Source organism: Streptomyces griseobrunneus (assembly GCF_046713465.1).
GTDB lineage: Bacteria > Actinomycetota > Actinomycetes > Streptomycetales > Streptomycetaceae > Streptomyces > Streptomyces microflavus.
On the sequence record NZ_CP177080.1, the window covers coordinates 5,194,038 to 5,214,489 of the forward strand.

Here is a 20,452-nt window from a genome sequence, read left to right on the forward strand (position 1 = left end):
GGGGGTCGTTCACCGTCCCGTCGTCGACCGGATGCGTCCGGGACACCCGCCCCGAGGAGCGTGGCCGTCGTGAGAGTCATCGTCGTAGGAGCCGGCGTGGTGGGAACCATGCACGCCTGGCACGCAGTCAGCCGCGGCCACGAGGTCGTACAGATCGAGCGCGAGAGCGAGGCGCGCGGGGCATCGCTCCGCAATTTCGGACAGATATGGGTCAGCGGCCGAGCCGGTGGCGAGGAGCTGGAAACCGCCCTGCGGGCCAGGGAGCTGTGGGAGGGGATCGGGCAGCGCGTGCCGGGGCTCGGCTTCCGGGCCTGCGGTTCGCTCACCCCGCTGCGAACCGCCCGCGAGGTCGCCGTCGCCGAGGCGGCGCTCGCCCGGCCCGACGCGGCGGCGCGCGGCTACAAGCTGCTCACCGCCCAGGAGGCCCGCGCCCTCAACCCCGCCCTGCGCGGCACGTTCACCGCCGCCCTGTGGTGCGAGCGCGACGCGGCTGTCGAGCCGCGCACCGCCCAACTCGCCTTGCAAGCAGAGCTGTTGGCCTCCGGGAGGTACACCTACCTCGGGGGCCGCGAGGTCCGCGAAGTCGCCGGTGCCGCCTCCGTGCGCGACGACCACGGTGACGTCCACACCGGTGACGCCGTGATCCTGGCGACCGGCGCCTGGCTCGGCGGGCTCGTCCGCGAACTGGCCGGACCCGAGCTGCCCGTCCGTCGCGTCCGCCTCCAGATGATGCAGACCGACCCGCTCGGCGAGCCCCTCACCACCTCGGTCGCCGACGCCGACAGCTTCCGCTACTACCCCGCGTACCGCAGCGAGGCCCTCGACGCCCTCAACGCCCACCAGCCCCAGGACCCGGTCGCCGCCGAGCACCGCATGCAGCTCCTCATGGTCCAGCGGAACGACGGCGGGCTGACCATCGGGGACACCCACGAGTACGAGCACCCCTTCGCCTTCGACACCGTCGAGGAGCCGTACGAGCACCTCACCCGGGTCGTCGAGGCCTTCCTCGGCCGCCCGCTGCCCCGCATCCGGCGCCGCTGGGCGGGCGTCTACGCCCAGTGCACCGACACCTCACGCGTCGTCCACCGCCAGCAGGTGCGCGACGGGGTCTGGCTGGTGACCGGGCCCGGCGGGCGCGGCATGACGTGCTCGCCCGCCATCGCCGAAACGACCGCAGACCAACTGGGCTGGTGAACAACATGACTTCAGCAGAGCAAGCGAACGATGCGACCGAGCGCAACCCCTTCGGCCTCGTCGTCCTCGACATGGCCGGGACCACCGTCGCCGACGGCGGTCTCGTCGAGCAGGCCTTCTCCGCCGCCGCCGAACGCCTCGGCGTGAAGCCCGGATCCGGTGAGCACGACCGCCAACTCGCCTACGTACGGGCCACCATGGGCGAGTCGAAGATCTCCGTCTTCCGGCACCTCTTCGGGGACGAGGAGAAGGCCCAGTACGCCAACACCGCCTTCGAGGAGGCGTACGGGGCACTCGTCGACGGCGGCCGCATCGCCCCGATCCCCGGTGCCCGGGAAGCCGTGGAGCGCCTCACCGCCGAGGGACGGACCGTCGTCCTGACCACCGGGTTCGCCCGCACCACCCAGGACGCCATCCTCGCCGCCCTCGGCTGGCAGGACCTCGTCCCCCTCACCCTCTGCCCCGCCGACGCGGGCGGCCGGGGGCGCCCCTACCCCGACATGGTCCTGGCCGCCTTCCTGCGCACGGGCGCGGTGGACGACGTTCGGCGGGTCGCGGTGGCCGGGGACACCTCGTACGACATGCTCGGCGGCGTACGCTCCGGCGCCGGGCTCGTCGTGGGGGTCCTGACCGGCGCGCACGACGCCGGTCAGCTGGACCGGAACGGCGCGACCCACGTCCTCGGGTCGGTCGCCGAGCTGCCGGACCTCATCGCGCGGGCCGAGGCATGAGCCGCGGGCCCACCACCGCCCCCAGCGGCACCGGACCGGCCGCCTCCGTGCCCAGCACCACCGGACCGGCCACCACCGCCCCCAGCGGCATCCGGTTCGACGGCGTCAGCGTCGCCTACGGGGAGAACACCGTCCTGGACCGGCTCGACCTCACCGTCGAACCCGGCGAGGTCATGGCCCTCCTCGGGCCCTCCGGCTCCGGGAAGACCACCGCCCTGCGGGCCGTCGCCGGATTCGTCCGGCCGGCCTCCGGGCGCGTGTCCATCGGCGGGCGTGACGTCACCCAACTGCCCCCGCACCAGCGGGGGATCGGGATGGTGGTCCAGCAGTACGCCCTTTTCCCGCACCTCAAGGTCAAGGACAACGTCGCCTTCGGCCTGAAGGCCCACCGCACCCCCAAGGCCGAGATCGCCGGGCGGGTGACCGAGGCCCTCGAACTCGTCGGCATGGCCGCCTACGCCACCCGCTACCCCCGCGAACTATCCGGCGGGCAGCAGCAGCGCGTCGCCATCGCCCGCGCGCTGGCCATCCGCCCCGGCGTACTCCTCCTCGACGAACCGCTCTCCGCGCTCGACGCCCGGCTCCGCTCCGGCATGCTCGCCGAACTGGCCCGGCTGCACCGTGAGTTGCCGGACGTCTCCATCCTGTACGTCACCCACGACCAGGTCGAGGCGCTGACCCTGGCCGACCGGATCGCCGTCATGGACCGGGCCCGGCTCCAGGACTGCGGCACCCCCGAGGAGCTCTACCGCCGGCCCCGTACGGAGTTCACCGCCTCGTTCGTCGGCAACGCCAACCTCCTCCCGGTCACCGTCACCGGCCCGGGGCGGGTGGACCTGGCGGGCGCCGCCCTCGACGTCCCCACCGGCACCGCCGCCCCCGGGGCCTCCGCCACCCTCTGCGTCCGACCGCACCTGGTCGGCATCGGCGCCGGGCCCAACGCGCTCACCGGCACGGTCACCGAGGTCCAGTGGCGCGGCTCCACCCACCGCGTCCACGCCGACATCGACGGCCACCGCGTCATGGCCGACCTCCGTGAACTGCGCGACCCCCCGGCCCTCGGTGACCCCGTCACCCTGCACTTCGCGGCCCAGGACGCGGTGCTGCTCCCGGCGGGCACCGCCCCGGAAGCCCCGGAAGCCCCGGAAGCCCCGGCCAGGGAACGGGAGGCGGCCAGTGGCTAGCACCACCGCCCCCAGCGGCACCGCGACCGTCCGCCGGAAACCCGCGGGCCCGTCCGCCCCCGGCAAGTCACCCGCCCGCCTCACGAGGACGCCCACCTGGGCCTGGGCCCTCCCGCCCGTCCTCGTCCTCGCGCTCGGCTTCCTCTACCCCCTGGCCCTCGTCGTCCGGCAGTCCTTCACCCCCGAATCCCTGGAGGACGGCGGCGCCTCCCTCACCCCCTACACCGAGGTCTTCGCCTCCACCGCCTTCCGCGAGGCGCTCACCACCACCGTCTGGCTCGCAGCCGGCGCCACCGTCGGCTGTCTCGTACTCGGCTTCGCCCTCGCCCTGGTCATCGCCTTCGTGCCGTTCCCCGGCGGCAAGGCGGTCGCCCGGTTCATCGACGTCTTCCTCTCCTTCCCGTCCTTCCTCATCACGCTCGCCCTGCTCTTCATCTACGGGTCGGTCGGGATGGCCAACGGGGCCTGGACGGGAGTCACTGGGGCGGCCGAGGGGCCCTTCCACTTCCTGACCACCCCCTGGGGCGTCCTGCTCGCGGAGATCACGTACTTCACGCCGTTCGTGATGCGCCCGCTGCTCGCCGCGTTCTCCCAACTCGACACCGCCCAGCTGGAGGTGGCCTCCTCCCTCGGTGCGGGCCCGGTCCGGATCGTGCGGCAGGTGATCCTGCCCGAGGCGCTCCCCGCGCTGGCGGCGGGCGGCAGCCTCGTCCTGGTGCTCTGCCTCAACGAGTTCGGGATCGTCCTGTTCACCGGGGCGAAAGGGGTCACGACGCTCCCGATGCTCGTCTACAGCAAGGCGATCCTGGAGTCGGACTACCCGGCCGCCTGTGTCGTCGCCGTCGTCAACATCGTTCTCTCCGTGGGGCTTTACAGCCTGTACCGGGTGGTGAGCCGTCGTGCTGGTGCATAGCCGTACGGGCAAGTGGGCCACCTGGTCCGCGTTCGCCCTCCTCTTCATCCCCCTCTTCGCCGTGCCCCTCCTCGTCATCCTCGCCGCCTCCTTCTCGACGAACTGGTCCGGCGCCCTCCCCTCCGGCCCCACCGCCGAGCGCTACACCGCCGCGACCAGCGGCGACTCCCTCCAGGCGCTCACCACCAGCCTGGTGACCGCTCTCTGCGCCGGCGTCCTCGCCCTGGTCCTCGGCGGCTGGGCGGCGCTCGCCGCGAGCTCCCTCGGCCGGCGCGGCAAACGGCTCCTGGACGCGCTGTTCATGCTGCCGGTCGCCGTGCCGTCGGTGGTCGTCGGCCTGGCGGTGCTCGTCGCCTTCAGCCGGCCGCCGGTCCTCCTCAACGGCACCCGCTGGATCGTGATCATCGCCCACGCCGTGCTCGTCACGGCCTTCGCCTACCAGTCCGTCTCGGCCGCCGCCCGGCGCCTGGACCCGATGTACGAGCAGGCGGCGGCCAGCCTCGGCGCGAGCCCCGCCCGCGTCCTGTGGCGGGTCAGGCTGCCGCTCCTGCTGCCCTCGCTCACAGCAGCGGCGGGGCTCTGCTTCGCCCTGTCCATGGGGGAGCTGAGCGCCACGATGATGCTCTACCCGCCGGACTGGACCCCGCTGCCGGTGCACATCTTCGCCGCCACCGACCGCGGCTCGCTCTTCACCGGCGCCGCCCTCGCCGTGGTCCTGATGGGGACGACGCTCCTCGTCTTGACGGCCGTCTCCCGCATCCGGACCCGCGCCTCCTACCGCTGAAAACCCTGAACTCCCCGAACCCCTTCACGTAACCGCTCCAGGAGAAGACATCCCATGCGCACCCATGCCCTCAAGCAGCCCGTCGCCGTCCTCGGCGCCCTCTCCCTCGCCGCTCTGACCCTCACCGCCTGCGGGGGAACTTCCGCCGCCTCCGACGAGAAGGTCGTCACCGTCTACAGTGCCGACGGCCTCAAGGGCGAGAACGGCGACGGCTGGTACGACAAGGTCTTCAAGGACTTCGAGAAGGAGACCGGCATCAAGGTGAAGTACGTGGAGGGCGGCTCCGGCGAGATGGTGCAGCGCACCGTCCGCGAGAAGTCCAACACCCAGGCCGACGTGCTCGTCACCCTGCCGCCCTTCATCCAGCAGGCCCACGCCAAGGGGCTGTTGGCGGCGTACGAGCCCGAGGGCGCCGGCCAGGTCGACGCGGCGGACAAGGCGCCCGACGCCAAGTGGACCTCCGTCGTCAACAACTACTTCGGCTTCATCTACAACAAGAAGCAGCTCACCGCCCCGCCGCGCACCTGGGAGGAGCTGCTGGACCCCTCGTACAAGGAGAAGGTCCAGTACTCCACCCCCGGCGTCGCGGGCGACGGCACCGCCGTCCTGATCAAGGCGATGCACGACTTCGGCGGCAAGGAGCCGGCGATGGAGTACCTCAAGCGGCTCCAGACCAACAACGTCGGCCCGTCCGCCTCCACCGGCAAGCTCGCGCCCAAGGTCGACAAGGGTGAACTCCTCGTCGCCAACGGGGATGTCCAGATGAACTACGCCCAGTCCAAGGACATGCCCAACCTCGCCATCTGGTTCCCGGCCAAGGGCGACGGGAAGCCCACCAGCTTCGCTCTCCCGTACGCGGCCGGGCTCCTCGCCAAGGCCCCGCACAGCGAGAACGGCAAGAAGCTGCTCGACTTCCTCCTCTCCGAGCAGGCGCAGCGCGATGTCAGCGCGGTCGGCGGAGGGTTCGCCGCACGCAAGGACATCAAGGCCACCGACGCCAACGCCAGCGAACTCAACGGCCTGTTGGAGGGCGTCGAGATATTCGAGCCGGACTGGTCGGACATCGGCACCAACCTCGACACGTACATCGACGCCTGGAAGACGGCCACCGGAAGCTGACCGGCCACCTTTCGGCCATGGTCTGCTGCGAAGGTCTCATCCGCACCGCGAAGCTCTGGACTCGGCCCGCTTGTCTCGCGAAGGTAACGGGTCTGGTCCAGAGGGCAGTTCACGCCCCGCCGGCCACCTGTGTCACCGTCCCCCTGGAGGATCACGTGTCCCGATCCGTCTCCCGACGCTCCGTGCTCGCCACCACCGCCGCTGCCGCCTCGGCCGCAGCCGTCGGCTCCCTCGCCACGGCCACCACCGCCCATGCCGCCCCGCCCACGCTCCCGAACGGCACCAGCAATGACAAGGTGCTCGTCGTCGGCATCGACGGGCTCCGCCACGACGTCATCGCCGCCGCCAACGCCCCGCACCTCAAGTCGATGATGGCGAACGGCACGTACGGCACCTCGCTGCTGTACGCGAACCCGATGGCCGCCACCTCCTCCGGCCCCGGCTGGTCGACCATCTCCACCGGTGTCTGGCCCGACAAGCACGGCGTGAAGGAGAACTCCTTCGCCGGCAAGAACTACGGGCAGTACCCCGGCTTCCTCGCCCGCCTCGCCCAGGTCCGGCCCCAGCTCTCCACGTACGCCGCCGTCGACTGGAAGCCCCTGGACACCCAGGGCACGGTCACCGCGGGCGCCGACGCCAAGCTCGTCCTGGACGGCGACCGCGACGGCTACACCGGCCACGACGCCACCATCGCCGCCGACACCGAGTCGATCCTGCGCAACCAGAACCCGGACGTCGTCTTCGCCTACCTCGGCCAGGTCGACATCGTCGGCCACAACCTCGGCGCGGCCAGCCCCCAGTACCGTGCCGCGATAGACACCGTGGACGGCTACCTCGGCCGCCTCCTCGCCGCGATCAAGGCCCGCCCCTCGTACGCCACCGAGCGGTGGACCGTCATCGTCGCCACCGACCACGGCCACACGAACGCCGGCGGCCACGGCGGCAGCTCCGTCGAGGAGCGCCGCACCTTCGTCCTCGCCCAGGGCCCCGGTATCGCCGCCGGTGCCACGCCCGCCGACACCCGCCTCGTCGATGTCGCCGCCACCGTCTTCAAGCAGCTCGGCATCACACCGGACCCCGCCTGGGGTCTGGACGGCAAGCCCATCCAGGAGCGCTCCACCGACCCCTTCGAGGCCCTCTACCCGGCGCTCGCGGGCCGCGTGGACGAGACCGGGATCCCGGCCGGGGTCCTCGGCTGGACCCACACCGCGCCCAGCGGCTGGTCGGTCATCAACTCCGCGATGGGCACCGGGGGAGTGGCCGAGTGGCGCGGCTGGTCCTTCGCCACCGACGAGTTCTGGAGCCGCTCCCAGCGCGACCAGTCCCGTGAGCTGAACGTCCGCTCGCGCGGGATCTTCGCGGTCGCCGACTCCGACGAGTGGGACGACAAGGCCTCCTCCGGCCCGTATGACTCCACGCTCGTCACCCCGGCGCACGCGGTCGGCGGCAAGTCCACCGTCACGCTGGACTTCACCACCCTGTACCGGCAGGAGGGCAGCCAGAGCGCCCGCGTCCTCGCCTCCTGGAACGGCGGCACCCCGACCGCCGTCAAGAGCTACACCTCCGACGTGATCTCCCAGCCGCAGTCGCTGAAGCTGAGCGTCCCGGCCGGAGCGACCAGCGTGAGCTTCCGGTTCCACTACACGGGCGCCAACAACTGGTACTGGGTGATCGACGGGGTAAAGATCACCGCAGGCTAATTATGCTGGGGGTGCCGGGACGGTGTGGTCCGGGCACCCCCAGCGTGCAGTACGTACGGCAGGAGTCCCGACCCATGGCAGACCGCAAGCCGATCACTTCCTGGCTCACCGACATGGACGGCGTCCTCATCCACGAGGGCACCCCCATCCCCGGAGCCGACGCCTTCATCAAGCGGCTGCGGGATTCCGGGCTCCCCTTCCTCGTCCTCACCAACAACTCCATCTACACCGCGCGCGACCTCCACGCCCGCCTCAGCCGCATGGGCCTGGACGTGCCCGTGAAGAACATCTGGACCTCCGCCCTCGCCACCGCCCAGTTCCTGGACGACCAGCGCCCCGGCGGCACGGCGTACGTCATCGGCGAGGCCGGGCTCACCACCGCGCTGCACGACATCGGGTACGTCCTGACCGACCACGACCCGGACTACGTGGTGCTCGGCGAGACTCGTACGTACAGCTTCGAGGCGCTCACCAAGGCGATCCGGCTCATCAACGCGGGCGCCCGCTTCATCTGCACCAACCCGGACGAGACCGGCCCGTCCGCCGAGGGCCCGCTGCCCGCCACCGGCTCGGTCGCCGCCCTGATCACCAAGGCCACCGGCAAGGAGCCGTACTTCGCGGGCAAGCCCAACCCGCTGATGATGCGGACCGGGCTGAACGCCATCGGCGCCCACTCCGAGACCAGCGCCATGATCGGCGACCGGATGGACACCGACGTCCTGGCGGGCCTGGAGGCCGGGATGCAGACCTTCCTGGTCCTTACCGGCCTCACGGGCCTCGCGGACATCGACCGCTACCCGTTCCGGCCGTCCCACGTCGTCGACTCCATCGCCGACCTGGTCGACCTCATCGACCTGCCGGACCAGGCCGACCGCCCGTAACCAGCGGCACCGCCCCTGAGCTGCACGGATCGCATCCGCAGTCGCGCGACCTTCGCTCGAATGGAGGACTGCGGATGCGGGTCGGCACCGCAGGCGTGAACCTTCCCCTAGGAGGTTCACGATGCGTTCGATGCCCATCACTTTCTGTGCCGCAGCGGCGGCCGCGCTCATAGCCCTGCCCGTGTCCGCCGCCCAGGCATCCCCGGCCGCCCGGGCCGGTGACGACGACCGGGGAACCGGGACCGTCTCGGTCACCCCGTCCACGATCGCCCCGGGCGGGCAGGTGGAACTCTGGGTCGACGTCTGCGGCAAAGGCCGTCAGGCCAAGGGCAACTCCGACGCCTTCGTCTCGGAAGCCCACTTCACCCCCGCCGACGCCAAGGGCCTCTTCGCCGAGGCCACCATCCGCTCCGACGCCGAACCCCGCTCCTACGACGTCTGGGTGACGTGCAAGGACGGCAAGGGCAAGGCGACCGGCACCCTCACCGTCATCCACCACACCCGCCCCTCGCCCGTGGCCCCCGTCAAGGCGGGCGGCGGAGGCACCGCCACCCTCGCCGAGCGGGCCACCGAGTCCCAGGGCCCCGGCACCCGGCACGCGGTGATCGGTCTCGTGCTCGCCGCTGTGGCCTCCGTGGCCGTCGCCGTGCGCACCTCGCGCCGCCGCCGCGAACCGGCCGCGGACTGACATGTCCGCCCCGGACCGCCCGGCAGGCACCGGGCGACTGCTCACCGGTGTGGCCTGGGCCGTGCTGCTGCTCGGCCTCTGGCTCTGGGGGCGTGACGCGTCGGGCGGGATGTCGGCGCCCACGACCGGCGATGTCGCCGCGGTCGGCCGCCCGCTCGGGGCCCCGCTGCCCCCGGCGCGCGAACCGCTCGACGGCGCCGCCCCGCGCAGTGTGGAGGTCCCCTCGGTGGGGATCGACGCCCCGGTCGTCCCGCGCGGCCTCGACAAGGACGGGGCCATCGACCCGCCCCCGTACGACCTGCCGCAGACCGCCGGCTGGTACGGCAAGGGCACCGAGCCCGGCGCCGAGGGGGCGGCCCTGCTCGTCGGCCATGTCGACACCGAGACCAAGCCGGCCGTCTTCTACGGGCTCAGCGCGGTACGGCCGGGCGAGAAGGTGCGGGTGGTCCGGGACGACGGCAGCGTCGCCGAGTTCACCGTGGACGACGTCCAGGTCGTCACCAGGGCACGCTTCGACGCCGAGAAGGCGTACGGGCCCCGCGTGGACGGCCGGGCGGAGCTCCGGCTGATCACCTGCGGCGGGAAGTACGACCGGAAGACCCGCTCCTACACGGCGAACGTGGTGGTCTCGGCCTACCTCACGGGGGCGCGGGACGCGTAGGTCACCGCGGGACGCATAGGAGTCACGCGGCCCGCTCAAGAACATCCGGTCCGGCCGGCACGCCCTGGGAGGGGCGCGCCGGCCGGGCCGGCCTCGACCGCGTGCACCGGGCCGCGGGAGTTGCCCGGCGCGGTACGGGAGGTCGGTGCGGTACGGGGTCGATCTCTGCCGCCACTGTAGGGGGACGGGTACCCGGGGACACCGGTTTCGAACAGGATGTCCGGAACAGGATGCCTCTGTGCGACGGTGGTGCTCCTCGGCACCGCCGCAGGACGGTACCGGCCCCTGTGCCAGGATGGCCCGGACCGGCAGCACAGCGGTGCGACCCGTGAGAACAGTGCAGGCAGTGCACCCAAGGGGGAGTGGATGTACGGCAGTTACACCGGCCGGTCCCGGCCGCGCAGACGCGCGGCGGCCGGCTTCAGGGTGACCGGTACGGCGGCGGTCTGCGCCGCCCTGCTGCTGGCCGGCTGCTCCGGCGACGGCGACGGGGACAGCGCTCCGGTCGTCGGGCAGCAGCCCAAGGAGAAGGACCCGTACTGGGTGAACCCGGAGGGCAGCGCGGCCCGGCAGGTCGCCGCGTACGAGAAGGACGGCGACCAGGAGAAGGCCGGCCTGATCCGGAAGATCGCGGAGCAGCCGGTCGGTGAGTGGATCGGCCCCGACGCCCCCGAGAACGAGGCGCGGCGGGTCACCGAGGCGGCCGCGAAGGCCGACCGGTACGCGCTGCTGGTCCTCTACAACATCCCGCACCGCGACTGCGGCCAGTTCTCCAAGGGCGGCGCCGCCGACGGCAACGCCTACCGGTCCTGGGTGGACGGGGTCGCCAAGGGCATCGGGGACCGCCAGGCGACCGTGATCCTGGAGCCGGACGCCCTGCTCCACCTGGTCGACGGCTGCACCCCGCAGGAGCACCACGACGAGCGGTACGACCTGCTGAAGGGCGCCATCGAGCGGCTGAAGAAGCAGCCCGCCACCAAGGTCTACGTGGACGCGGGCAACGCGGGCTGGCAGTCGCCCGAGACCCTGCACGAACCGCTGTGGCGGGCGGGCATCGAGAAGGCGGACGGCTTCTCGCTCAACGTCTCCAACTTCCGGACGACGGCCGTCAGCACGGAGTTCGGCAGGAAGCTGTCGGTCAAGGTCGGGGACAAGCCCTTCGTGATCGACACCAGCCGCAACGGCAACGGCCCCTACGAGGGCGGCGACCCGGCCGAGACCTGGTGCAACCCGCCTGGCCGCGCACTGGGCGAGCCCCCGTCCACGACGACGGGCGACGAGCGGGTCGACGCCTACCTGTGGATCAAGCGCCCCGGCGAGTCCGACGGCGACTGCAAGGGCGGCCCGAAGGCGGGCGACTGGTGGCCGGAGTACGCGCTCGGCCTGGCCCGCGCCACGAAGTAGCGAGAAGGCCGCCTCCGGGGAGGCGGCCTTCTGTCATCACGTACGAACTGTCATCACGTACGTACGCCCTATGGGATCTCCACCCACGTCCCCTCGGACGGGGTGCCCTTGGCGTCGGTGACGAACAGCATGTACCAGCCCGACGGCACCAGCGCCCGGTTCTTCGGCACGGTGACCGTGATCCCGTCCGCCGACTTCTCCAGCTCCAGCGCGATGCTGCGCTGGTCGGTGTCGGTGACATGGGTGACCGCCGAGGGCCGCATCAGCTTCGCCGAGGTGATCGAGGAGGCGTGCTGCGTGGTGAACATGCCGGTACCGCCGCGCTTGACGCTCTTGGGCCCGGCCGTCAGCTCCGGCCGGGAGCCCCGGTAGAGATACGGCGGGGTGTAGATCTCGACGCGCTGCTCGAAGGTGCCCGGACGGGTGTTGAGCTTGTCCGAGTAGAGCGGGTCCGAGCCGAAGATCATGACCCGGCCGTCCGGCAGCAGTACGGACCCCGAGTGGTAGTTGCGCCCCACCGCCGGGTCCGCGACCCGCTGGTACGAGTCCGTCTTCGCGTCGTACAGCCTGGCCTCCAGCACGTCCGAACCGCCGCGGCCCCGGTAGTCGCTCGATCCGCCGGCGACGAGCAGGGAGTCGTCGGGGAGGAGGGAGGCGCTGGGGTAGCGGGTGCCCTCGTCCAGCGAGGCGCCGTCGGTGAACTTCGGGTTCTCCGCCCGGAGGTCGACCAGCCGGGACTTCGGGGTGGCCTTCTCCGACTCACCGACCCCGCCGCCGCCGATGACCACGAACTTCTCGTCCTGGGCCGGAGGCAGCCGTACGGTCGCCGAGGTCTCCATCTGGTCCGGGTCGCTGAGGCCGGGGATCTCCTCGTACTCGTTCGTCCGCACGTCCCAGATGCCGGGGGCGCGGCCCTCGTCCTGGAGGCCGTAGCCGGAGTTGGAGCCGGAGTAGAAGAGCTTGCCGTCGTTGAGCAGGAAGAGCGCCGGGTAGGTGGCGAACTTCCGGACGACCCCGCTGTACTCCCAGGTCTTGGTCTTCGGGTCGTACACCTCGGCTTTGCCCGGGTCGATCTGGCCGATCTCGTCCAGGCCGGAGACCGCGAGGACCTTGCCGTCCTTCAGCGTGGTGAGGGTGGGGTACCAGCGGGCCTTGTCCATCGGGTCGACGGGGATGTACTTCTCCGCCACCGGGTCGAACTCGTAGGCGTCGTTGATGCCCTGGAAGTCCTTCTTGTCCAGGGCCAGCTTCTGGGCGATCCCGTAGACGTTGCGGGTGTCGGCGGTGGAGAGGCCGGAGACACGGTAGTTGTCCTCGGTGCCGGTCTCGTGCTTCCGCCCGGACTTCGCGGCCTCCACGTAGATGCGGCCGACGCCCGCTTCGTTGCGGAGGTACTCACCGGTCTTCTTGTCGAAGACCTTGGTGGCCTTCTCCACCAGCAGCGGGTCCTGGGAGATGAAGGTCTTGCCGCTCTCCTTGCCCGTGAACCGGGTGCCTGCGGGGAGGGTGATCGGCTTGCGGGGGTTCTCGTTGCGGACGATCATCAGGCCGCCGGCCTTGGTGACGTCGCCCTCCAGCTTCTCGTAGCGCTTGGTGCCGCCGGCTATGAGGAGGTTGCCGCCGGGCAGCTGGGTGTGGCCGGAGCAGAACAGGTCCTTGGGCGTGTCGATGTCCTTGAAGACGTTCGTCTTCGGGTCCCACAGGATGGAACGGAAGCTCTTCGCGTCGAAGTTCTTCTGGTTGTTGCCCGAACCCGCGACGAGCAGCACCTTGCCGGTGTGCAGCAGCGCGGCGTGGACGGCGTTGACCCGGAACTCGGCGGGGATGTCCAGGAAGTCCCAGTGGCCGTTGGCCTCTTTGTAGGACTGCGTATTGATCGTGTACTCGTGGTAGCGCTCCGTGGTGAAGCGGTAGAGCCACGGTCCGTTCGCCCCCGCGAGGGCGAGCACGGCGACCGTGCCGATCGCGAGCCGGCGCGTCCGCAGACCGGAGCGGCGGGCCCGCGCGCCCGAGCGGCGGGAGGCCGGCCCGGCGGAACGGCGGGCACCCCGGCCCGATTGGCTTGTCATGACTGCTGTCCCCTCAGGGCGATCTTCATGGTCTCGTCAGGGCCGGGTCCTTGCGGGCCCCGTGGTGGTCCGGCCTGCGGCTTCGGACCGGACGGCCCCGCCCGGCGCCGGCCTCGGCGCTTCTTCTTCTCCTCGGAGCGGACCGTGTGCCGCCAGCCGATGATCGGCGCGACGGTGATCAGCAGGGCGAGCGAGGCCCAGGTGAGCATGGCCGGATGGCTGTTGCCGAAGAAGAACGAGGAGACCATCGACGCGGCGAAGACGAAGATGAAGAAGAGGTGGATGCGGAAGGTGCCGAAGAGGGTGTCCGGGCTGGAGGAGTCCCCCTTGGGGGTCACCACGAACGAGCTCTTGCGGCGCAGCGCGGCGTCCATCAGGGAGCGGGCGTAGATCGGCGCGGAGAGCGCGGACATCAGCATGCCGGCCAGTCCGCCGGAGCCCTCGGGCTCGTGCGGCGAGACGTTGTGGCGGCGGTTCCAGACGTAGAGGCCGATCTGGAGCGCGGAGGCGTTCCCGTACAGCATCATCCAGATGACCGGGTCGATCTGGACACCGGAGGCGCCCATGCCGAGGAACAGGGCGCAGCTGAGGGCCGCGAGGATCCAGTTCATGGCCGACATCGGATAGAAGATGATCATCATCGTGTAGTTGAAGAGCTTGCCCGCGGGCATGGTGCCGAAGCCGCGCCAGTACTGCTTGAGGATCGTCTCGTACGTCCCCCTCGACCAGCGCAGCTGCTGGGTGAAGAAGTCGGTCCACGCGGTCGGGCCCTCACCGACGGCCAGCACGTCCGGGGTGTATACCGAGCGCCACTTGTTGCCGGTGTGCGGATTGCGGTGGCGGTGGATCTCGAAGCCGGTGGCCATGTCCTCGGTGATCGAGTCGTACAGGCCGCCGATCTGCTTGAGCGCAGAGATGCGTACTGCGTTGCTCGTGCCGACGAACATTGGGGCGCCGTAGCGGTTGCCCGCGCGCTGGATCAGGGCGTGGAAGAGGAACTGCTGGGACTCGGCGGCCTTGGTGACGAACGTGTCGTAGTTGCCGTAGACCTGCGGGCCGATGACGAAGCCGATGTCCGGGTCGCGGAAGTAGCCGAGCATCCGCTCCAGGTAGTTCGGCAGCGGGATGTGGTCGGTGTCGACCGAGGCGAAGAAGTCGTAGTCGCCGCCGTGCGCGTCCAGCCAGGCGTTGTAGTTGCCGTGCTTGGTCTTGGCGCGGTGCGGCCCCTTGGCCTGGTTCCAGCGGGCCACTCCCTTGCGGGAGAAGTGGTGCACGCCGAGCCGGGCGCAGACCTCCTTGACCGCCGGGTCGTTGCCCTCGTCCAGCAGCCAGACGTGCATCAGACCGCGGTGGCGGATTCTGACGGCCGCCTCCAGGGTCTTCGTCACCATCTCCAGCGGTTCCTTGCCGGGGACGAAGGAGGTGAGGAAGGCGACCTTGGTGCCGGTCTCCGGCACCACCGGGATCGGGTCCCGGGCGACGAGGGTGGCATGCGCGTTCGACAGGACGTTCAGCGTGCGGAACAGCTCGATCAGACCGATCGAGACCAGCATGACGATGTCGAGGACCAGCAGCAGGTCGTTGTCGAGGTTCGGATCGCGGTCCGTCCAGTGGCCCGGCTGCATCAGCCAGGCGAAGAGCCCGAGCGAGACGAGCGGAGCCCCGCCGAGCAGGAGCGCCGCGCGCACCCGGTGCGGTTCCTGGGATATCAGCGAGCGGTAGCGCACCTTGTACGGCCTGCCCGCGGGGGGCTGCGTCAGCGGCCCGGCCAGCCGGCTGTAGTGCTCGTAGTCGTAGCGCGGCAGCTCTTTTTTGACATACCGGCGCTGCGCCCCGGCCCGTAGCTGCGGGGGTATCCGAAGCTGCGTGGTCCGGGACGCGTCGTTCTCCTGCCGGTCGCCTGGCGGCGTCGACGTCATGGGTCATCCCCCCGCACGCACGCTGGTGCGTGATTGGTCGGTCACTCGGTGCCCGGTGGTTCCCCGTCCCTCACCGCGCATGCCCGCTGGGCGGGCCGTGGCCCGCCCAGAAAGGAAAAGGTGTATTCCGCTTGCATGATGCCCCCTGGGCATCCGTCCGCGAACGGGACCCCCGCCTCGCGGCACATAAACGGAACATCACGCTCTGCTGATCCAACTGTACGGATCAGCCGCTCCCTTGGAGCTGAATGCTTCCAGATAGATTGTCCGACAGTGGAGGCGTCCGCAAGAGCGAAACAGGCTATTTGTCGGCCATGCGTACGATTTGGGTGGCCCTTGTGGCAGGGGCGTGACGAAGTGGTGATAAGCGCCCCGTAGCCTCCCCCTCATCGACCCGTGACGCTCCGCACTCCTTTTGTTGCTGTGAGTTGATGGCGTATCGGTGTCGCCGGTCCCGGGACAGGGAATGATCAAGGCCCCCTCACACTCGGTGAGGGGGCCTTGATGGTGCGTGCGCCGTCAGGGACTCGAACCCCGGACCCGCTGATTAAGAGTCAGCTGCTCTAACCAACTGAGCTAACGGCGCCTGCTGACCTGGAGAACTCTACCCGACTCCGGCGAGTGCTCCGGACCATTTACCCGCCGCCACGCCCTGTCAGATGGTCGTTTTTTCTCATTGGTCCGTCAAAATACCTTATGTCGGGAGAGTTGAGACACTGACGCCCGTCGCAGCTGCGCCCAAAGATCTTGACGAGTGACGAGTGACGAGTGACGAGTGCGGAGGGGAATCGCATGACTGTGCCGGTCTTCGAGGAGTACGAACCCGCCATCGACTGCACCTGTGCGGGGTGTGCCCTGCAGCGGCGGACCGCGGCACGGGTGGTCCCGGTGCGGTACGGCGGCCACCCCGCCGCGCACGGAGCCCGCCGGGCCCTGGTCCTGGCCACGGCCGCCGGGGTGGTCCTGTCCTGCGGGGCCGCCGGAGCGGCGGCCGCCGCGGGCCACAGCGCCGGTGCCCCCCGGGCCGACAAGGACTCCGAGCCCGTACCGGGCACCCCGCAGGGCGAGAAGGGCCCGCTGAAGGGCTCCGGCGCCTCCGGGCCGCCGTCGGACAGCGCGGTCCTGCGCAAGACGACCCGGGCCGAGATCATCAACCGGGCCAAGAAGTGGGTCGCCGCGAAGGTCCCGTACAGCATGGAGAAGTACTGGTCGGACGGGTACCGCCAGGACTGCTCCGGCTATGTGTCGATGGCCTGGAACCTCGGCACCAACGAATGGACCGGCAGCCTCGCGAACTACGCGACCCGGATCGCCCGCGACGACCTCCAGCCCGGCGACATGCTCCTCTTCCACAACCCCGCCGACCCGTCCAAGGGCTCCCACGTCACCATCTTCGGCGGCTGGACCGACTACACGCACAGCCACTACATCGCCTACGAGCAGGCGCGCCCGCAGACGCGGAGGCAGTCGACGCCCATGGCGTACTGGAGCAACTCCGACCGTTACGTCGCCTACCGCTACAAGGGCGTCAGCGGCGGCTCGCCCGGCTCGGGCTCCGACACGGCCTTCCCCGGCGCCGGCCAGTTCGGCCCCGGCGCGAACAGCGCCCATGTCACCCGGCTCGGCGAGTTGCTCGTGGCGCGCGGCGGCAAGCGGTTCTACGCGGTCGGGCCCGGCCCCGTCTGGGGCACGGCGGACCAGCGGGCCACGCAGGCGTTCCAGCAGGCCCAGGGGTGGAGGGGCAAGGAGGCGGACGGCATCCCCGGCCCGGACACCTGGCGCCTGCTGGCCACGGGCACGGGCCGCGACATCCCGGCCGCGGTCACGGGCGGCAGCCCGAACACCTCGGTGGTCTTCCCCGGGCGCGGCTATTTCCAGCCGGGTCGGTCCAACAGCCATGTCGAGCGGCTCGGCAGACAGTTGGTGAAGAAGGGATACGGCAAGCACTACGTGTCGGGCCCCGACCCCCGCTGGACCGAGGCGGACCGCCGCAATGTCGAGGCCTTCCAGCAGGCCCAGGGCTGGCGCGGCAGCGCGGCCGACGGCTACCCGGGGCCGGAGACCTGGCGCCGGCTCTTCGCCTGACGGACTCAGGGCCCTGAGGGCTTGTGGAGCCGATTGCGCGAGGCCCGAGGCCCGAGGGTCCTGAGTACCTGAGGCGCCTGAGTACCTGAGGCGCCGAGGTACCTGAGGACCTGAGGCACCAACGGACCTGAGGACCTGAGAAACCCGAGGGGCTGAGGACCCGACAGACCCTACGGACCCGACGGATGACGGAAAGGAACCGGGAACCGGTGACCCCAGACCAGAACCCCCACCCCCTGACTGACCACGACGGCCACGCCCCCCACGGCGAGACCCCGATGCCACTGGTGGACGGCGTGGCCCTGCACGGGCCGGGCCCAGCCACTCCGCCGCCACTGTTCCGCCCGAGGGAAGAGGCGGAGAAGCCCGCACCGGGGGAGATGAGCCCGGAGAAGGGCGCCACCGGCGATCCGGCCCGGGGGGCGGGTGCCTTCGGTGACCCGTTCCCGGGGGAGGGCCCCTTCGGTGACCCGGCCCCCGCCGAGGGCGCCGGCGCAGACCCGGACCCGCTCCCGGCTGCGAACGCCTTCGGCGACCCGGCCCGGGCGGGGAATGCCATGCGCGACCCGTTCCCGGAGGAGGGTGCCTTCCTCGATCCGGCCCGGGGGGCGGGTGCCGTCCGTGACCCGTTCCCGGCGTCGGGCGCCGCCGCCGACCCGGCCCCCGCACAGGGCGCCACCGGCGACCCGGCCCCCGCAGCGGACTCCATCGCTGACCCGGCCCAGGACCCGTCCCCGGCCCCTGATCCCGACCTCCCCCTCAAGCCCGACCGCCCCGATCACCCGAGCCGAAGCCTGCACCTGGAAGCGGGGGCCCCGCATGTCAGGCCCGTGGGCCCGGGGAGCCCTGCGGTCCCGGACGGACCCGCGCACTTCCAGCCCGTCCGCCGTTTGAGGACGGAACCCTCGGCGGAGTGGACCCCGCTCCCCTCGTACGGCGAAGAGGCAGGGCCCCGCCCGGAGCCGGACAGGGGCACGGGCCCGGACCGAGGCGCGGCCACCCCCTCGACCGGGACCGACGACCCCGGCCCCGGCCCGGAGCTGGACCTCGTCCTCGACCTCGCCCCCGGCGCCCGCGCCACCTCCGCCACCTTCTCCGTACCGGCCCCTTACCCTCCGCCCCACCCCCGCCGCCACTCCGTCATCGCCAACGAGTCCACCGCCTCCATCCCCGTACACCTCCTCTTCCGTGACGATCCGGAGACCCCCGAACCCACCGCACTCCCCCCGGCCGTCGGCCCCCGCCCCACCACCCCCGACCGCACAGCGCCCCGCACCGGAGCCACCACCGCCGACCGCACCCCCCGCCCCCGCTCGCCCCACCCCCGGGTCGAGCCCCCCACCCGCCCCGCCCCCCTCGCCGACCCCCGTCTCGCCGAACGCCCCGGGCCCGCCCTCTCCGGGTACGCCGCCCTGCTCACCGGAGCCGCAGGACTCCTCGGCGTCCTGGCCGTCCTGTGGTGGCGCGGCGCCCTGCCCGCCGACGCACTGAGCGCCGTCGGCCTGGCCCCCCGCCCGTACGAGGGCATCGGCGCGGGAGCCTGGGCCCTGCTCGCCCTCCTGGTCACCGTGGTCGTCCTCGCACTCGGCGGCCTGGGCCGCGGCCGTGTCGGGTACGCCTGGGTGCTCACACTCTTCGGCGACTACCGGGGGAGCGTCCGCCGCACCGGCCTGGTCTGGGTCTCGCCTCTGCTGCTGCGCCGCCGCGTCGACGTACGCCTGCGGCACTGGCGCAGCGAACCGCTCCCCGCGGTGGACGCGAACGGCACCGCCCTGCGCGTCGTCGTCCTGGTGGTCTGGCGCATCAAGGACACCGTGCGCGCCGCCCTCGGGATCGAGGACCACGAGGCGTACCTGAGCGCGCAGGTCGAGTCCGCGATGGCCCGGGTCCTCTCGCAGCTCCCCGCCGACGCGTTCCACGAGGACGCCCCCACGCTCCGTAACGCGGAGGCGGTCGGCGACGCCCTGACCCGGATGCTGAAGGCGGACTGCGAGCCGGTCGGTGTGGAGGTGTACTCGGCGCAGCCGACCGGGATCGAGTACGCCCCCGAGGTCGCGGCGGCGATGCAACGGCGGCGGATCGCCGCCATCGACGCCAAGCACCGTGACAGCGTGCTCACTTCGGTGGTGGACGCGGTCGACGACACTGTCAACCGGCTCACCACGCGCGGCATCGTGGACCTGGACGACTATGAACGTAAAGCGCTGGTCAAGGACTTGACGGTGGCCTTCTACACCGGCCGCAGCGGCGGAGGCGACGGCGCCTGAGCGGACCGTGCGCGGTGGAAGGGGCCCGGAGGCGTCACTCCGGGCCCCTTCCGCTGCTCAGGACCGGCTCCGGATTCCGATGCTCATTGGTCTGGACATGTTCATGTGGCGTCAATAATCTAAGACTTGGTCTAGACCGCAGTATCCCCACCCAGCACCAAGCGCGCAGCATGTCGAGCAATGCTCATGGAACCTCCCCCACGTTCTAGAGGAGCGACAGCAATGCGGAAAAAGGCAAGCGCGGCCGTGATCGGCCTGGCGATAGCGGGCGTTTCGGTGCTCGCGACCAGCACTGCCAGCAGTCACGGCTACACGGACACCCCCATCAGCCGGCAGAAACTCTGCGCCAACGGCACGGTCACCGGCTGCGGCAACATCCAGTGGGAGCCGCAGAGCGTCGAGGGGCCCAAGGGCTTCCCGGCGTCGGGTCCCGCCGACGGCAAGATCTGCTCCGGCGGCAACGGGCAGTTCGCCCAGCTCGACGACCCGCGCGGCGGCAACTGGCCCGCCACCCAGGTCACCGGCGGCCAGGGCTACAGCTTCCGCTGGCAGTTCACCGCCCGCCACTCCACCAGCGACTTCCGCTACTACATCACCAAGAACGGCTGGGACTCCACCAAGCCGCTCACCCGGGCCGCGCTCGAATCGCAGCCCTTCATGACCGTGCCGTACGGGAACCAGCAGCCGCCGGCCACGCTGACCCACCAGGGCACGATCCCCACCCAGAAGAGCGGCAAGCACGTCATCCTCGCCGTCTGGAACGTCGCGGACACCACCAACGCGTTCTACGCGTGCTCGGACGTCAGGTTCTGACACCGGCATTAACCTCTGACGCTTCGTCAGTTATCGTGCG

Annotated in this window: 16 protein-coding genes and 1 tRNA gene; 14 read left to right on the forward strand and 3 right to left on the reverse strand. The window is 71.1% G+C overall.

The genetic code is table 11. The annotated features are described in order from the left end of the window. Positions 1–69 precede the first annotated feature (69 nt). The 11 genes from ACK8N7_RS23655 (at position 70) to ACK8N7_RS23705 (ending at position 11,259) form a co-directional block, all read left to right on the forward strand. Positions 70–1,194 (forward strand): TIGR03364 family FAD-dependent oxidoreductase, encoded by a 1,125-nt coding sequence (locus tag ACK8N7_RS23655; RefSeq protein ID WP_500444076.1) that lies wholly within the window; start codon positions 70–72, stop codon positions 1,192–1,194. Positions 1,195–1,199: 5 nt separating this feature from the next. After that, complete coding sequence (locus tag ACK8N7_RS23660; protein WP_500444078.1) at positions 1,200–1,925, forward strand: phosphonatase-like hydrolase; 726 nt, start codon at positions 1,200–1,202, stop codon at positions 1,923–1,925. Continuing rightward, on the forward strand, positions 1,922–3,109 hold the full coding sequence (locus ACK8N7_RS23665; protein WP_500444080.1) for an ABC transporter ATP-binding protein: 1,188 nt from the start codon (positions 1,922–1,924) through the stop codon (positions 3,107–3,109). Before ACK8N7_RS23660 ends, ACK8N7_RS23665 begins: the two co-directional genes overlap by 4 nt. Continuing rightward, positions 3,102–4,022: a 2-aminoethylphosphonate ABC transporter permease subunit gene (locus ACK8N7_RS23670; RefSeq protein ID WP_500444081.1), complete on the forward strand. Its 921-nt coding sequence runs from the start codon at positions 3,102–3,104 to the stop codon at positions 4,020–4,022. The genes ACK8N7_RS23665 and ACK8N7_RS23670 overlap by 8 nt, the downstream gene beginning before the upstream one ends. Then, positions 4,009–4,806 carry an ABC transporter permease gene (locus tag ACK8N7_RS23675; RefSeq protein ID WP_403213120.1) on the forward strand — a complete coding sequence of 266 codons (798 nt, stop codon included), beginning with the start codon at positions 4,009–4,011 and terminating at the stop codon, positions 4,804–4,806. The genes ACK8N7_RS23670 and ACK8N7_RS23675 overlap by 14 nt, the downstream gene beginning before the upstream one ends. A 54-nt stretch (positions 4,807–4,860) precedes the next feature. Beyond that, complete coding sequence (locus ACK8N7_RS23680; protein ID WP_500444083.1) at positions 4,861–5,925, forward strand: 2-aminoethylphosphonate ABC transporter substrate-binding protein; 1,065 nt, start codon at positions 4,861–4,863, stop codon at positions 5,923–5,925. Positions 5,926–6,080: 155 nt separating this feature from the next. After that, positions 6,081–7,625, forward strand: coding sequence for an alkaline phosphatase family protein (locus ACK8N7_RS23685; RefSeq protein ID WP_403213116.1), 1,545 nt, complete (start codon positions 6,081–6,083; stop codon positions 7,623–7,625). Between the two features lie 74 nt (positions 7,626–7,699). Further along, positions 7,700–8,506, forward strand: coding sequence for an HAD-IIA family hydrolase (locus tag ACK8N7_RS23690; protein ID WP_043972197.1), 807 nt, complete (start codon positions 7,700–7,702; stop codon positions 8,504–8,506). A 121-nt stretch (positions 8,507–8,627) separates the two neighbouring features. Next, complete coding sequence (locus ACK8N7_RS23695) at positions 8,628–9,194, forward strand: hypothetical protein (protein WP_403213114.1); 567 nt, start codon at positions 8,628–8,630, stop codon at positions 9,192–9,194. 1 nt (position 9,195) lies between these two features. Beyond that, positions 9,196–9,855: a class F sortase gene (locus ACK8N7_RS23700; RefSeq protein ID WP_500444086.1), complete on the forward strand. Its 660-nt coding sequence runs from the start codon at positions 9,196–9,198 to the stop codon at positions 9,853–9,855. Between the two features lie 366 nt (positions 9,856–10,221). Beyond that, on the forward strand, positions 10,222–11,259 hold the full coding sequence (locus ACK8N7_RS23705; protein WP_403213110.1) for a glycoside hydrolase family 6 protein: 1,038 nt from the start codon (positions 10,222–10,224) through the stop codon (positions 11,257–11,259). A 68-nt stretch (positions 11,260–11,327) separates the two neighbouring features. Here ACK8N7_RS23705 and glxA read toward each other — a convergent pair whose 3' ends face one another. The 3 genes from glxA to ACK8N7_RS23720 all read right to left on the reverse strand — a co-directional run bounded on the left by glxA (position 11,328) and on the right by ACK8N7_RS23720 (position 15,833). Further along, a complete protein-coding gene (gene glxA, locus ACK8N7_RS23710) occupies positions 11,328–13,328 on the reverse strand; it encodes a radical copper oxidase GlxA (RefSeq protein WP_403213108.1) in 2,001 nt (666 codons plus the stop codon). Then, complete coding sequence (locus tag ACK8N7_RS23715) at positions 13,325–15,247, reverse strand: glycosyltransferase family 2 protein (RefSeq protein WP_403213106.1); 1,923 nt, start codon at positions 15,245–15,247, stop codon at positions 13,325–13,327. Before ACK8N7_RS23715 ends, glxA begins: the two co-directional genes overlap by 4 nt. 512 nt (positions 15,248–15,759) lie before the next feature. Then, positions 15,760–15,833 (reverse strand) — tRNA-Lys (locus ACK8N7_RS23720). 206 nt (positions 15,834–16,039) lie between these two features. Here ACK8N7_RS23720 and ACK8N7_RS23725 point away from each other — a divergent pair. The 3 genes from ACK8N7_RS23725 (at position 16,040) to ACK8N7_RS23735 (ending at position 20,412) form a co-directional block, all read left to right on the forward strand. Next, on the forward strand, positions 16,040–17,332 hold the full coding sequence (locus ACK8N7_RS23725; protein ID WP_500444089.1) for a peptidoglycan-binding protein: 1,293 nt from the start codon (positions 16,040–16,042) through the stop codon (positions 17,330–17,332). Positions 17,333–17,541: 209 nt separating this feature from the next. Next, positions 17,542–19,599, forward strand: a complete 2,058-nt coding sequence (locus ACK8N7_RS23730) for an SPFH domain-containing protein (protein ID WP_403213102.1) — start codon at positions 17,542–17,544, stop codon at positions 19,597–19,599. A gap of 222 nt (positions 19,600–19,821) precedes the next feature. Next, positions 19,822–20,412 carry a lytic polysaccharide monooxygenase auxiliary activity family 9 protein gene (locus ACK8N7_RS23735; RefSeq protein ID WP_015608743.1) on the forward strand — a complete coding sequence of 197 codons (591 nt, stop codon included), beginning with the start codon at positions 19,822–19,824 and terminating at the stop codon, positions 20,410–20,412. The last annotated feature ends 40 nt before the right edge of the window (positions 20,413–20,452 follow it).

Coding starts and splice junctions, on each gene's coding strand:
- ACK8N7_RS23660 (WP_500444078.1), top strand. CDS start 1,200: ATGACTTCAGCAGAGCAAGCGAACGATGCGACCGAGCGCAACCCCTTC.
- ACK8N7_RS23665 (WP_500444080.1), top strand. CDS start 1,922: ATGAGCCGCGGGCCCACCACCGCCCCCAGCGGCACCGGACCGGCCGCC.
- ACK8N7_RS23680 (WP_500444083.1), top strand. CDS start 4,861: ATGCGCACCCATGCCCTCAAGCAGCCCGTCGCCGTCCTCGGCGCCCTC.
- ACK8N7_RS23690 (WP_043972197.1), top strand. CDS start 7,700: ATGGCAGACCGCAAGCCGATCACTTCCTGGCTCACCGACATGGACGGC.
- ACK8N7_RS23695 (WP_403213114.1), top strand. CDS start 8,628: ATGCGTTCGATGCCCATCACTTTCTGTGCCGCAGCGGCGGCCGCGCTC.
- ACK8N7_RS23700 (WP_500444086.1), top strand. CDS start 9,196: ATGTCCGCCCCGGACCGCCCGGCAGGCACCGGGCGACTGCTCACCGGT.
- ACK8N7_RS23705 (WP_403213110.1), top strand. CDS start 10,222: ATGTACGGCAGTTACACCGGCCGGTCCCGGCCGCGCAGACGCGCGGCG.
- glxA (WP_403213108.1), bottom strand. CDS start 13,328: ATGACAAGCCAATCGGGCCGGGGTGCCCGCCGTTCCGCCGGGCCGGCC.
- ACK8N7_RS23715 (WP_403213106.1), bottom strand. CDS start 15,247: ATGACGTCGACGCCGCCAGGCGACCGGCAGGAGAACGACGCGTCCCGG.
- ACK8N7_RS23725 (WP_500444089.1), top strand. CDS start 16,040: ATGACTGTGCCGGTCTTCGAGGAGTACGAACCCGCCATCGACTGCACC.
- ACK8N7_RS23735 (WP_015608743.1), top strand. CDS start 19,822: ATGCGGAAAAAGGCAAGCGCGGCCGTGATCGGCCTGGCGATAGCGGGC.